The organism is Mycobacterium sp. 1081908.1 (assembly GCF_001673535.1).
Lineage (GTDB): Bacteria > Actinomycetota > Actinomycetes > Mycobacteriales > Mycobacteriaceae > Mycobacterium.
Genome location: NZ_LZLY01000092.1, coordinates 22,314 through 35,034, shown reverse-complemented (window position 1 = coordinate 35,034; position 12,721 = coordinate 22,314). Strand labels below are relative to the sequence as shown.

Here is a 12,721-nt window from a genome sequence, read left to right as displayed (position 1 = left end):
CCCCGCCCGCGTTCACTCCGAGCGTCGCACGGTGCCGGATTCGAGGTCGTAGACCAGGCCGGTGACCGTCGTTTCCGGCGCCCGCGCGAACTCGCGCAGGAGACGGACGTCGAAGTTCACCGCGTGCCAGGGATCGGCGACGGTCAGCTTCGCCACGTCGTCCTCGTTGGTGCCCAGGTAGTCGGCGACCAGCGCGGCGTGCTCCGGGGCGTCGAGCCGAGCCAGCCCGCAGTCGGTGTGGTGCATGACGAGGATCTCGAACGCGGCATCGATGCCCTCGACGGTGGCGACGGTGGACAGGACCAGGAGGCTTCGCAGCACGTCGGCGGTGACGCGGCCGCCGGGGTTGCGCAACACGATCGCGTCGCCGGGCTGCAGGCCGAGAACGTGTGCGGGGTCGACGCGGTGGTCGGCGCACGCGAGGACGACGGTTCGCAGTGCCGGCGTGAGCGAGCGGCTGGCGATGGACAGGGTCTTTGCGCGCCGCGCGTTGCGCTCGATGAGCGTATTGACGCTCATGCGATTTCTTCCCTCGTCGCGCGCTGCCGCAGCATCGGGTCGAGTTCGGTTCGGGCGAGGTTATTGATCAGGTTCCCGAGCATGTTTTCGGCGATCACCGCCGCGACGTCGATCATGGTTTGGGCGTCGATCCCCGCGGTGCGCGCGTCGTCGAGGTCCGCGTCGCTCAACTGGCCGCGAGTGTGGAGCATGCGCGCCGCGAACTCGACCTGCGCTTCGACGTCGCGATGGTCGGCGTCGGCCGTTCGGGCGACGGCCCGCGCGGCAAGGGTATGCGCCGTCCGGCAGTACTCGCATCCATTCGTCTCGGCGACGTGGATCGCGATGCGCTCTCGGGCCAGCGGCAAAACGGTGCCCCGAGCGTTGAACTCGCCCGCCGCGAGGTAGAGGTCGGCCGCGTTGGTTCCCCGCGCCATGACCCGGATGGTGTTCGGCAGCCAGCCGTACCGCCCTCGCGCGGTGTCGAAGGCGGCCAGCGGGGTGTCGGCACGGACGGGTTCGACGCGGGTCATGCCGTCACCGGCGCCCAGGGCAGCTCGGCGGTCGCCAGGCGCTCCATCGCGGGACCGCGCTCGAACGCCAGCAGGAGCTGCTTCTCGCCGTCGGTCACGTCGGTGACGGCCCCACGGGCGAACGACGGCGGCGCGGGAAAATACTCGATGCCCAGTTGCACCAGACGCGCCATCTCCTCACCGGCGATCAGCCCCGCGAGGAAGAGTCCCGCATCGATGCTCGCCGACACCCCGGCGCCGGTGACGATCCGCCCGTCGCGGTGGAACCGCTCGGGGACGACCTCGACGCCGTAGGACGCCACGCGATCCCGCCAGCCCCAGTTGGTGGTCACTCGGACGCCGCCGAGGATCCCGGCGGCCGCCAAAAGCGCGACCCCGTTGCAGATTCCGACGGTCCACGTGGTCGTGGCGTGTATCCGCGCTATCCAGTCGAGGAGGCCCGGTTCGGCGAGTGCGGCGCCGACGCCCGGTCCGCCCGGCACGTAAAGGATGTCGGCCGAGGCGATTTCGTCGATGCCGCGGTAGGCGATCAACCCCAGGCGGCGGGTGTCGGCCGCGACCACGCCGGGGACCGCCGCGGCGAATTCCACGTCCACGCCCGGGACGTTGGCAAGCACTTCGTAACCGCCGACGACGTCCAGCGCCGTGAACCCGTCGAACAACACGACCGTCAGTCGCATGTCTTCCTCCTCGCTCGTCAACACCTGAACTTCATGCTGGCGGGCGGAGGCGGACGACACGAGTGGCGGAAATGCCACTAAAGCGGCTATTGTCGCCACATGGCGGATGCGGCCAGCCGGGTGGGCGTTCTCGTCTACAACGGTTGCTTCGCATCCGAGGCGTTCGCGGTGCTCGACGTGCTCACCCTCGCCAACCGGGTGGCGGAGTTCAACGGTCAGCCGGCCCCGTTCATCCCGACCTTCCATGCCGCTCGCCCCGGCGCCGTGTCCGCCAGCGGCGGAATCGAAATGCGGGCTCTGCGCATGCGTTACAGCCTCGACCTGCTGGTGGTCCCGGGATTCGATCTGAGCCCGGCCCAGGACCTCGGCGATCGGCTCGAGGCATGGGGGGACGAGATCGCGCTGCTTCGCCGGGTCGCGGCGCGGGGCATCCCCGCCGCCAGCATCTGCGTCGGCGCCTTCCTCCTGGGCGCGGCCGGCATGCTCGAGGGACGGCGCGCGACCACCGCGTGGCTCTTCGCGGACGAGTTGGGCAGGCGTCACCCCGACGCGGTCGTGGACCGCCATGCGCTGTTGATCGAGGACGGGCCGATCACGACGACGGGCGCGTTCAGCGCGTCACTCGACCTGGCGCTGCACCTCGTCCGCGTGCGCGCGGGCACCGCGGTGGCCCGCACCACATCGAAGATCACGCTGACCGCACCGGGCCGCGCGCTGCAGTCGCCCTACATCGACGAGGCCCTCGACGAGCGTGTGCGGCAAGGGTTCTCGACCAATGTTCGGCGCGACCTGTTGGCCAACCTGGATCGCGAGTACAACCTGGCCGAGCTCGCGGACGCACACCATGTGAGCACCCGCACCATGCTTCGGCGATTCCGGGCCGAGACCGGCCAGACACCGCTGGACTTCCTCCAGGCGGCGCGCGTGTCCCGGGCGAAGCAACTCCTGGAAGCGACAGACCTCAGCGTCGAGCAGATCGCGCGGGCGGTGAGCTATCGGGACACCGGTACATTCCGGCGACTGTTCTCGCGCGCGGTGGGCTTGACGCCGTCGGACTACCGGCGCGCGTTCGCCACCGGTTGATGCCCTTTAGCCGCGGACGACCTTGCCGGCCTTGATGCAGGACGTGCAGACGTTCAGCCGCTTCTTGTTGCCACCCGGACGGGTCACGACGTGCACGGTCTGGACGTTGGGGTCCCACCGACGGCTGGTGCGGCGGTGGGAGTGCGACACCGACTTGCCGAAGCCGGGGCCTTTCCCGCAGATATCGCACACAGCGGCCATTGTTCAAGCTCCTCAAAGGTTCGGGGTCCGGCTCGGCGGTCTGGCAAGGGCCGGGACAGCCCGGAATGACTCGGGCCAGCCCAGGATACCGACTGACATGGGCAACCACCAAAACGATCAACACCCATCCGGCGGCGTGGCCCGGGCATTGTCGCCCGCTCTGGCTAGGCTCGATGGGTCGGCGCACTCAGGCAGCGGGCGCGCCGCCGTGGCCGGCCGCTGGGAGGCTCCGAGGGAGGTGGGTCGCTTGGGCACGTCAGAGGCGCTCCTGGACGCCCCGACCCTGCGCGACTGGGCCCACACCGCCGTCAGCGACCTGATCACCCACATCGACGAGATCAACCGGCTCAACGTCTTCCCGGTCGCCGATTCCGACACCGGCGCCAACATGCTGTTCACCATGCGTTCCGCGCTGGCGGAGGCCAACGCCGGCGCCGGCGGCGACCGGTGCGTGGCGCGGGTGGCGGCCGCCCTGTCGGCCGGTGCGCTCAACGGCGCCCGCGGCAATTCTGGGGTGATATTGTCGCAGATCCTGCGCGGCATCGCCGATGTCACCGCGACCGCGGCGGCCGACTCCGGCGGCGAGCTGCCCCACATGGACGCGGCCGTCCTCGGTGCCGCGTTGCGGCGCGGCGTGGAGCTGGTCATCGCGTCGATGGGCGGCGCCGAAGTCCCGGGGACCATCGTCTCGGTGTTGCGCGCCGCGGCCGGCGCCGTCGAGGAATGCGCCGACGAGGGCCTCCCGGCCGCCATCACAGCCGCCGGCGATGCCGCGGTGATCGCGCTGGAGAAGACCCCCGAGCAGCTCGACGTCCTGGCCCACGCCGGGGCGGTGGATGCCGGCGGGCGCGGCCTGCTCGTCCTGCTGGACGCGCTGCGCGCCGCCGTCACCGGCCAGGCGCCCCGCCGCGTGGTGTACGCGCCGTCGCCGCGCGCGCAGTGGCCCGAAGCGGCCGCCGAGCACCCGGCGCCGCAGTTCGAGGTGATGTACCGGCTTGACGGCTGCGGTTCCGCCGACGCCGACGAGCTGCGCAAACGGCTCGAGGGCCTCGGCGAATCCGTGGCCATCGCCGCGGCGGCCGCGCAGGAATCCACCGCGCCCGACAGCTACTCCGTGCACGTGCACACCGACGACGCCGGCGCCGCCGTCGAGGCGGGACTGGCGGCCGGGCGTCTCAGCCGCATCGTCATCTCGGCGCTGACCTCCGGTGCCACCGGGATGCCCGCCGGCGGCTGGACGCGCGAACGCGCGGTGCTGGCCGTCGTGGACGGCGACGGCGCCGCCGAGCTGTTCTCCAGCGAGGGCGCCTGCGTGCTGCGGCCCGATCCGGACATCGGCGACATCAGCGCCCACCAGCTGGTGCGGGCCGTGGTCGAGACCGGCGCCGCCCAGGTGATGGTGCTGCCCAACGGTTATGTGGCCGCCGAGGAATTGGTGGCCGGCTGCACGGCGGCCATCGGGTGGGGGATCGACGTGGTGCCGATCCCGACGGGGTCGATGGTGCAGGGGCTGGCCGCACTGGCCGTGCACGAGGCGGACCGGCAGGCGGTCGACGACGGCTTCACCATGGCCCGCGCCGCCGGCGCGGCCCGGCACGGGTCGGTGCGCGTCGCCACCGAGAGCGCGTTGACCTGGGCCGGTCGCTGCCAGCCGGGCGACGGCCTGGGCATCGCGGGCGACGAGGTGCTCATCGTGGCCGGCGACGTGGCCGGGGCGGCGATCGGCCTGCTCGACCTGCTGCTCGCCTCCGGTGGCGACCTGGTGACCGTGCTCATCGGCGACGGCATCGACGATCGGGCCGCCACCGCGGTGGGCGACACCCTGCAGGACCACGTGCACGACAACCACCCGGGGACCGAGCTGATGACCTACCGCACCGGCCACCGCGGCGACGTCCTGCTGATCGGGGTCGAGTAGCCGTGGCGTCACTGTCTGACCGGCTGACCTTCACCGTGGGCGCCAAGGCCGCCGAGCTGTTGGATCAGGAATTCGGCATCCGGACCGTCGACGACCTGCTGCGCCACTACCCGCGCAGCTACACCGAGGGCGCGGCCCGGTGGGGTGCCGGCGACGAGCGGCCGGAAGAGGGTCAGCACATCACAATCGTGGACACGATCACCGCCACCGAGACGTTTCCGATGAGGAAGACACCCAAGCGGTTGTGCCATCGCATCACCGTCGGGACCGGCCGCGGCAAAGTGACCGCCACGTTCTTCAACGCGAACTATCTGAAGAAGGATCTTGTCAAAGACGCGAAGGTGATGCTGTCGGGCGAAATCGGGTACTTCAGGGGCGCCATGCAGCTGACCCATCCGGCGTTTCTCATCATCGAGTCGCCGGGCGGAAGCAGTTACGGCACGCGGTCGCTGAAAAAGATCGCCGTCGCCTCGCACGCCGTCAGCAGCGAAGAGGTGACGTCGGCGTACGAGGGCCGCTTCTTCCCGATCTATCCGGCCAGCACGAAAATGCAGAGCTGGGACATCTACGGCTGCGTGCGGCAGGTGCTCGACGTGCTGGACCCGGTGCCCGATCCGCTGCCCGCGGACCTGCGCGCCGAACTCGGTTTGATCGCCGAGGACGAGGCGCTGCGGGCGATCCATCTCTCGGAGGACGAACGCGAACGCCAAAGGGCGCGTGAGCGATTGACGTTCGACGAGGCCGTCGGCCTGCAGTGGGCGCTGGTCGCCCGCCGGCACGGCGAGCTGTCGCAATCCGGACCGCCCGCGCCGCGACGGGACGACGGCCTGGCCGCGGAGTTGTTGCGGCGGTTGCCCTTCGAGCTGACGGCGGGGCAGCGCGAGGTGCTCGACGTGCTGTCCGACGGGCTGGCGGCGACTCGCCCGATGAACCGCCTGCTGCAGGGCGAGGTCGGCTCCGGCAAGACGATCGTCTCCGTGCTGGCGATGCTGCAGATGGTCGACGCCGGCTACCAGTGCGCCCTTTTGGCGCCAACGGAAGTCCTTGCCGCACAACATCTCCGGTCGATCCGCGACGTCCTCGGCGAGCTGGCGATGGCGGGCCAGCTGGGCGGGGCCGACAACGCGACCCGGGTGGCGCTGCTCACCGGCTCGATGACGGCCGCGCAGAAGAAGCAGGTCCGCGACGAGGTCGCCGGCGGTCACGCCGGCATCGTCATCGGCACCCACGCGCTGCTGCAGGACGCGGTGAACTTCCACAACCTGGGCATGGTGGTGGTCGACGAACAGCACCGGTTCGGCGTCGAGCAGCGAGATCAATTGCGCGCCAAGGCTCCCGCGGGCATCACGCCGCACCTGCTGGTGATGACCGCGACGCCGATACCGCGGACCGTCGCGCTCACGGTGTACGGCGACCTGGAGACCTCGACGCTGCGCGAACTTCCGCGGGGACGCCGGCCGATCAGCACCAACGTCATCTTCGTCGACGACAAGCCCGCGTGGCTCGAGCGTGCCTGGCACCGCATCATCGAGGAGGTCTCCGCAGGCCGTCAGGCTTACGTGGTGGCACCGCGAATCGACGAGACCGACGACACGGAAAAGGAAAAAGAGCAGGGCCGCCGGCCTTCGTCGACCGCGGTCGGAATGTTCGACCGATTGCGTTCCAGGGAGCTGGCGGACCTGCGGCTGGCCCTGATGCATGGGCGGTTGTCCGCCGACGAGAAGGACGCCGCGATGGCCGCCTTCCGCACGGGTGAAGTCGATGTCCTGGTGTGCACCACGGTCATCGAGGTCGGAGTCGATGTCCCCAACGCGACGATCATGTTGGTGATGGACGCCGACCGGTTCGGCATCAGCCAGCTGCATCAGCTGCGCGGACGCATCGGCCGGGGCGAGCATCCGAGCCTGTGCCTGCTGGCCAGCTGGGTGCCCCCGGAATCCCAGGGCGGTCGGCGGCTGCGCGCCGTGGCCGAGACGTTGGACGGGTTCGCCCTCGCCGACCTGGACCTCAAGGAGCGGCGCGAGGGAGACGTGCTGGGCCGCAACCAATCCGGCAGGGCCGTCACGTTGCGCCTGCTGTCGCTGGCCGATCACGGCACCTACATCGAGGCCGCCCGCGACTACTGCGTGCGGACCTACGAACGCGATCCCGCCAACCCCGAATTGCGCGTGCTGGCAGCGCGTTTCACCGACACCGACCGGATCGAATACCTGGACAAGGCGTGAACCGGAAGCTGCTGTTGTGGTTGTCGGCGGCCGCGGTGCTGGCGGTGCTGGTCGCCTACCAGACGCTGGGGTCGGTGTCGTCCAAGCACGCCGAAGTCGCCGCCCGCGCCGACGTGCCCACGGTGCAACCCGGCGCCGATGTGCTCGCGGGCGTCGGGGTGCTGCCGGAGCGGGTCCACCGCTACGACTACCGCCGCCCGGCGTTCGGCGACGCCTGGGACGACGACAACGACGCCCCGCTCGGGCACAACGGGTGCGACACCCGCGACGACGTCCTCGACCGCGACCTCGTCGACAAGACCTACGTGTCGATCAAGCGGTGTCCGAACGCGGTGGCCACGGGAACCCTGCACGATCCGTACACCAACGCCACCGTGATGTTTCAGCGCGGCGCCAAGGTCGGCGAAGCGGTGCAGATCGACCACATCGTCCCGCTGGCCTACGCCTGGGACATGGGGGCCTTCGCCTGGCCGCCGTCCGAGCGGTTGCGTTTCGCCAACGATCCGGCCAACCTGCTGGCGGTCGAGGGGCGGGCCAATCAGGACAAGGGCGATTCGCCGCCGGCCCAGTGGATGCCGCCGAACACCGCGTTCGCGTGCCAGTACGCGATGCAGTTCATCGCCGTGCTGCGCGGTTACCAGTTGCCAGTCGACCAGCCGTCGGCCGGGGTGCTGCGCCAGGCCGCGGCCACCTGCCCGGCGGGGTAGCGCGGCCGGCTACGCGCCGTCGTAGGTGTCCGGGTCGGGCCGCAGCCGGGTGCCGTCGTTGAGCCCGTTGATCGTGTCCATGTGCTCGCCGGCCAATTCGAAATCGAAGACGTCCAAATTGCTGGCGATGCGCTCGGGGTTGCTCGATCGGAAAATGACCGAATTGCCCAGTTGCACGTTCCATCGGAGCAGCACCTGGGCCGGCGTCTTGCCGTATTCGGCGGCCACCGCGGACACCGTCGGGTTGTCGATCAGCTTGCCCAGCGCGAGCGGCGTGTAGGACTGGGTGACGACGTTGTGCTGCGCGTTGGCCTTGCGCAACGAGTCCTGGTTGAGCAGCGGGTGCAACTCGATCTGGTTGACCGCCGGTGTGACGAACGTCAGGTCGATCACCGTGGAGAGCTGGTCCTCGGTGAAGTTGGAGACCCCGATCGAGCGGGCGTGGCCTTCCCCGCGGGACTGGATCATGCCGCCGAAGGCGTCAACGTACTGGCCCTGCGCGGGCGCGGGCCAATGAATGAGGTAGAGGTCGACGTAATCCAGGCCGAGGCGCTCCAGGCTGGCGCTGCAGGCCTGCGGGGCCTTGGAAAAACCCTGGTCCGCGGTGGCCAGCTTGGTGGTGACGAACAGCTCCGCGCGCGGAATCCCGGACGCCGCGATCGCGCGGCCCACGGCGGCTTCGTTGCCGTAGGCGGCGGCGGTGTCGATGAGCCGGCAGCCGATTTCCAGCGCGGCCGACACCGCCCGCTCGGTGTCCTCCTCCGACAATTCGGCGACCCCGAGGCCGAGCACCGGGATGGTGTTTTCGTCATTGAGAGCGATTGACGGTATGGCGGCGCCCGACTCGCGAGTCAACGTCATTCACCTACCTGTGAAATTGATGGTTCGTGGATCCGGATCCGCATGGGTTCACCGAACTTGGGGATCACGATATTACCCAGCTGCAAAAGCCAGGTGACCAACGCCCGCGCGGGCATCCCCTGCCCCCGGCGTCTGCGCGCCGCCCGTAGAGTTGGTCGCACGGCACGCCGGGTATAGACCGGTATTCGACAACCGTCGTTCGGCGTGACTAGGGGAGCAGGAGAAAGTCATGGCCAAGAGTCTCGCGGTGGACCTCGACCTCGGAGCCAAACGCGCATCGATGCGATGGACGAGCCGCGTGCAGGGCGCCGTATCCACCATCGGTGTCAAGGTCATTCCCTGGATTCCGACCCCCGCCAAGCGGGCGCTGTTCGGCGGCCGCTCGGTCATCATCGACGGCAACACGCTGGACCCGACGCTGCAGCTGATGCTGTCCGGGTTGCACGCCGTCGGCATCGACGGCCTGGTCGTCGACGACGACGCGGCCGCATCCCGGGCCCAGCTGCGCGAGACGACCGCGGCCCTGCCCGGACCTCAGGTTCACGTCGAGGTGGACGAGATCGCGCTGCCCGGACCGGCCGGCGAGATCCGCGGCCGCCACTACCGCCCGGCCGACGGCGCTGAGGCGCCGCTGCTGGTCTTCTATCACGGCGGGGGATGGGTGATCGGCGACCTGGACACCTACGACCCGCTGTGCCGGCTGACGTGCCGGGACGCCGGCATCCACGTGCTGTCGATCGATTACCGGCTGGCTCCCGAGCACCCGGCGCCCGCCGCGGTCGAGGACGCCTACGCCGCCTTCCGGTGGGCGCACGAGCACGCCGCCGAACTCGGCGCGACCCCCGGGCGGGTCGCGGTCGGCGGCGACAGCGCCGGGGGCAACCTGGCCGCCGTCGTCGCCCAGCTGGCGCGGGACGAGGGTGGCCCCGCCCCGGTGCTGCAGTGGCTGATCTACCCGCGCACCGACTTCACGGCGCAAACCCGGTCGATGAGCCTGTTCGCCCGCGGCTTCCTGCTGACCAGGCGCGACATGGACTGGTTCCAGGCGCAGTACCTGCGGGGTTCGGGGGTCGATCCGGCGGATCCGCGGCTGTCGCCCCTACTCGCCGAATCGCTGTCGGGCCTGGCGCCCGCGCTGATCGCGGTCGGCGGCTTCGACCCGCTGCGCGACGAGGGCGAGGCCTACGCCGCGGCGCTGCAGGCCGCCGGGACCGCCGTGGACCTGCGGTACATGGGCTCGCTGACCCACGGCTTCGTGAACCTGTTCCAGCTGGGCGGCGACAGCGCCGTCGCGACCAGCGAACTGATTTCGGCGTTGCGCGCCCACCTGAGCCGCGCCTGAGTCACCGGGCGGCACGCCGGTACGCTAGAGGCGCCTCAAGCGTTCATCACCGTCCCGAAGGATCAGCGAACCCGTGGCCGACAAACCCAAACGCCCCCCGCGCTACGACCTGAAGTCCGGCAACGGGAAATCCGGGCGCCTCTTCCAGATCGGCGGCACCGCGTTCGTCGTACTGCTCCTGGTCGGCATCGTCTTCTACATCGTGACGTCGCAGCACAAGAAGGGCGGCGCCACCGGCGAGGGCGACACGGTGCGGGTGACGTCGAGCAAGCTGGTCACCCAGCCGGGGACCAGCAAGCCGAAGGCCGTGGTGACCTTCTACGAGGATTTCCTGTGCCCGGCCTGCGGTAATTTCGAGCGCAACTTCGGGCCGACCGTTTCCAAGCTGATCGACGTCGGCGCCATCGCCGCCGACTACTCCATGGTGGCGATCCTCGACAGCCAGCGGAATCAGAATTACTCGTCGCGGGCGGGCGCGGCGGCCATGTGCGTCGCCGACGAATCCATCGACGCCTTCCGCCGCTTCCACAGCGCGCTGTACAGCACCGACATCCAGCCCAACGAGCGCGGCACCAGCTTCCCCGACAACGCGCGGCTCATCGAGCTCGCCCGTGAGGCCGGCGTCGTCGGCAAGGTCCCCGACTGCATCAACAGCGGCAAGTACCTGTCCAAGGTCGGCGGCGAGGCGGCGGCCGCCAAGATCAACGCCACCCCCACCATCAAGATCAACGGCGACGATTACGAGCCGTCGACGCCCGACGCGCTGGTCGCAAAGATCAAGTCGATCGTCGGCGACGTGCCGGGTTTGGATACCGCCGTCGCTCCCGCGGCGTGACGACTACGCCGGTGTCGGCCGAACCCGCCGAGGAGACACCGGTGTTGCGCGTACCTGCGCCGAGCGCGTGGTGGGTGCTCATCGCCGGGGTGATCGGCCTGGCCGCCTCGATGACGCTGACGGTGGAGAAGATCCAGCTGCTGCTCAACCCGTCGTACGTGCCGACGTGCAACATCAACCCGATCGTGTCGTGCGGGTCGGTGATGGTGACGCCGCAGGCGTCGGTGCTGGGATTCCCCAACCCGCTGCTCGGGCTGGTGGGCTTCACGGTGGTGATCGTCACGGGCGTCCTGGCTGTCGCGAAAGTCCCTCTGCCGCAATGGTATTGGGGCGGACTGACGGTAGGGGTGCTGCTCGGTTCGGCGTTCGTGCACTGGCTGATCTTCCAGAGCCTGTATCGCATCGGGGCGTTGTGCCCGTACTGCATGGTGGTCTGGGTGGTCACCATCGCCCTGCTGGTGGTGGCCGCGTCGATCGCGTTTCGTCCGGCGCTGCAGACCGGTGGGCTGCGGGTGCTCTACCAGTGGCGGTGGTCGATCGCCGCGCTGTGGTTCACGGCGGTGTTTCTGCTGATCATGGTGCGGTTCTGGGACTACTGGTCGACGCTGTTGTGAACGCGTGACCCGGATCATCGGCGGCGTCGCCGGGGGCCGGCGCATCGCCGTCCCACCGCGGGGAACCCGGCCGACCACCGACCGGGTGCGCGAGTCGCTGTTCAACATCGTCACCGCGCGGCGCGACCTAACCGGCCTGGCGGTGCTCGACCTGTACGCCGGGTCGGGGGCGCTGGGGCTGGAGGCGCTGTCGCGCGGGGCGGCGTCCGCGCTCTTCGTGGAATCCGACGCGCGCACCGCGGCGGTCATCGCGCGCAACATCGAGACCGTGGGCCTGACTGGCGCGACCCTGCGCCGGGGCGCGGTGGCGGCCGTCCTGGCGGCCGGGGCCGCGTCGCCGGTGGACCTGGTCCTGGCCGACCCGCCCTACGACGTCGACGCCGCGGAGGTGAACGCCGTGCTGGCCGCGCTGACCGCGCACGGCTGGGTGCGCGACGGGTCCGTTGCCGCGGTGGAGCGCGCGGCCGGCGGCGCGGCGCTGACGTGGCCCGCGGGCTGGTCCGTGTGGCCCGACCGCGTTTACGGCGACACCCGCCTGGAGCTGGCCGAATTTGGGTGAGCCGGCCGTGTAGCGTCGTTCGCTATGAGCGGCGCGGTATGCCCCGGATCTTTCGACCCGGTGACATTGGGCCACGTCGATGTGTTCGAACGCGCCTCGGCCCAATTCGACGAGGTGGTCGTCGCGATCCTGGTCAACCCCGCCAAGAAGGGCATGTTCGACCTCGACGAGCGCATCGCCATGATCGAGGAGTCGACGACGCACCTGCCCAACCTGCGGGTGGAGGCCGGGCAGGGCCTGGTGGTCGACTTCGTCAGGGCGCGCGGCATGACCGCGATCGTCAAGGGCCTGCGCACGGGCACCGACTTCGAGTACGAGCTGCAGATGGCGCAGATGAACAAGCACATCGCCGGTGTGGACACGTTTTTCGTGGCCACCACGCCGCGCTATTCGTTCGTGTCCTCGTCGCTGGCCAAGGAGGTCGCGATGCTGGGCGGCAACGTGACCGAGCTCCTGCCCGAACCGGTGAATCGCCGCTTGCGCGAAAAGCTTTCGCAGCGGCCCTAGAGCGCGGCGGGCAGCGCAGACGAATTTCTTTATGCCCCAACTTGTTTCGGCGTCGGTAGTGGCACGGGCTCGAAGGACGCGTAGCACCACCAGGCGGTGCGCTCGTCGGCGGGTGGCCGCAGGACATTTGCCGGCGGAACCCGGAAACTCGGAGTTTT

General features: G+C 69.8%; 14 protein-coding genes. 9 read left to right on the top strand and 5 right to left on the bottom strand.

All coding sequences use genetic code 11. The features are described from left to right. Positions 1-12: 12 nt before the first annotated feature. From A5655_RS13415 to A5655_RS13405, 3 genes are read right to left on the bottom strand one after another with little or no spacing between them, the layout of a single operon-like run. On the bottom strand, positions 13-519 hold the full coding sequence (locus A5655_RS13415) for a carbonic anhydrase (RefSeq protein WP_067010768.1): 507 nt from the start codon (positions 517-519) through the stop codon (positions 13-15). Next, a complete protein-coding gene (locus A5655_RS13410) occupies positions 516-1,031 on the bottom strand; it encodes a carboxymuconolactone decarboxylase family protein (protein ID WP_067010766.1) in 516 nt (171 codons plus the stop codon). Before A5655_RS13410 ends, A5655_RS13415 begins: the two co-directional genes overlap by 4 nt. Next, a complete protein-coding gene (locus A5655_RS13405; RefSeq protein WP_067010773.1) occupies positions 1,028-1,711 on the bottom strand; it encodes a DJ-1/PfpI family protein in 684 nt (227 codons plus the stop codon). Before A5655_RS13405 ends, A5655_RS13410 begins: the two co-directional genes overlap by 4 nt. Positions 1,712-1,810: 99 nt before the next feature. Here A5655_RS13405 and A5655_RS13400 point away from each other — a divergent pair, with 99 nt between their 5' ends. Next, the gene (locus A5655_RS13400; RefSeq protein WP_067010765.1) at positions 1,811-2,794 is read left to right on the top strand and encodes a GlxA family transcriptional regulator; all 984 of its coding nucleotides are present in this window, start codon (positions 1,811-1,813) and stop codon (positions 2,792-2,794) included. Positions 2,795-2,800: 6 nt separating this feature from the next. Here A5655_RS13400 and rpmB read toward each other — a convergent pair whose 3' ends face one another. Continuing rightward, positions 2,801-2,995, bottom strand: a complete 195-nt coding sequence (gene rpmB, locus A5655_RS13395) for a 50S ribosomal protein L28 (RefSeq protein ID WP_066930307.1) — start codon at positions 2,993-2,995, stop codon at positions 2,801-2,803. A gap of 247 nt (positions 2,996-3,242) precedes the next feature. Between rpmB and A5655_RS13390 the strand changes: the two genes are divergently transcribed. Genes A5655_RS13390 through A5655_RS13380 form a run of 3 tightly spaced genes read left to right on the top strand, consistent with a single transcriptional unit; the run spans position 3,243 to position 7,845 of the window. Further along, positions 3,243-4,913: a DAK2 domain-containing protein gene (locus A5655_RS13390; RefSeq protein ID WP_156764850.1), complete on the top strand. Its 1,671-nt coding sequence runs from the start codon at positions 3,243-3,245 to the stop codon at positions 4,911-4,913. Positions 4,914-4,915: 2 nt separating this feature from the next. Continuing rightward, positions 4,916-7,138 (top strand): ATP-dependent DNA helicase RecG, encoded by a 2,223-nt coding sequence (gene recG / locus A5655_RS13385; RefSeq protein ID WP_067010763.1) that lies wholly within the window; start codon positions 4,916-4,918, stop codon positions 7,136-7,138. Next, a complete protein-coding gene (locus tag A5655_RS13380) occupies positions 7,135-7,845 on the top strand; it encodes an HNH endonuclease family protein (protein WP_067010761.1) in 711 nt (236 codons plus the stop codon). Before recG ends, A5655_RS13380 begins: the two co-directional genes overlap by 4 nt. A gap of 9 nt (positions 7,846-7,854) precedes the next feature. On the opposite strand, the gene A5655_RS13375 is transcribed toward A5655_RS13380, so the two are convergent. Then, positions 7,855-8,700, bottom strand: coding sequence for an aldo/keto reductase (locus A5655_RS13375; RefSeq protein ID WP_156764851.1), 846 nt, complete (start codon positions 8,698-8,700; stop codon positions 7,855-7,857). A gap of 235 nt (positions 8,701-8,935) precedes the next feature. On the opposite strand from A5655_RS13375, the gene A5655_RS13370 reads away from it, so the two are divergent. The 5 genes from A5655_RS13370 to coaD all read left to right on the top strand — a co-directional run bounded on the left by A5655_RS13370 (position 8,936) and on the right by coaD (position 12,563). After that, on the top strand, positions 8,936-10,048 hold the full coding sequence (locus A5655_RS13370; protein ID WP_067010757.1) for an alpha/beta hydrolase: 1,113 nt from the start codon (positions 8,936-8,938) through the stop codon (positions 10,046-10,048). 73 nt (positions 10,049-10,121) lie between these two features. Then, positions 10,122-10,883 carry a DsbA family protein gene (locus tag A5655_RS13365; protein ID WP_067010755.1) on the top strand — a complete coding sequence of 254 codons (762 nt, stop codon included), beginning with the start codon at positions 10,122-10,124 and terminating at the stop codon, positions 10,881-10,883. A gap of 11 nt (positions 10,884-10,894) precedes the next feature. After that, complete coding sequence (locus A5655_RS13360) at positions 10,895-11,497, top strand: vitamin K epoxide reductase family protein (protein ID WP_082978640.1); 603 nt, start codon at positions 10,895-10,897, stop codon at positions 11,495-11,497. Between the two features lie 4 nt (positions 11,498-11,501). Beyond that, entirely contained in the window at positions 11,502-12,056 is a 555-nt protein-coding gene (rsmD, locus tag A5655_RS13355) for a 16S rRNA (guanine(966)-N(2))-methyltransferase RsmD (protein ID WP_067010751.1), read from the top strand. 24 nt (positions 12,057-12,080) lie between these two features. Then, the gene (gene coaD / locus A5655_RS13350) at positions 12,081-12,563 is read left to right on the top strand and encodes a pantetheine-phosphate adenylyltransferase (protein ID WP_067010749.1); all 483 of its coding nucleotides are present in this window, start codon (positions 12,081-12,083) and stop codon (positions 12,561-12,563) included. Positions 12,564-12,721: the final 158 nt, after the last annotated feature.

Bases quoted from the DNA above. Each gene is read 5' to 3' on its own strand.
- A5655_RS13415 (WP_067010768.1), bottom strand. From the start codon at position 519: ATGAGCGTCAATACGCTCATCGAGCGCAACGCGCGGCGCGCAAAGACC.
- A5655_RS13410 (WP_067010766.1), bottom strand. From the start codon at position 1,031: ATGACCCGCGTCGAACCCGTCCGTGCCGACACCCCGCTGGCCGCCTTC.
- A5655_RS13405 (WP_067010773.1), bottom strand. From the start codon at position 1,711: ATGCGACTGACGGTCGTGTTGTTCGACGGGTTCACGGCGCTGGACGTC.
- A5655_RS13400 (WP_067010765.1), top strand. From the start codon at position 1,811: ATGGCGGATGCGGCCAGCCGGGTGGGCGTTCTCGTCTACAACGGTTGC.
- rpmB (WP_066930307.1), bottom strand. From the start codon at position 2,995: ATGGCCGCTGTGTGCGATATCTGCGGGAAAGGCCCCGGCTTCGGCAAG.
- A5655_RS13370 (WP_067010757.1), top strand. From the start codon at position 8,936: ATGGCCAAGAGTCTCGCGGTGGACCTCGACCTCGGAGCCAAACGCGCA.
- coaD (WP_067010749.1), top strand. From the start codon at position 12,081: ATGAGCGGCGCGGTATGCCCCGGATCTTTCGACCCGGTGACATTGGGC.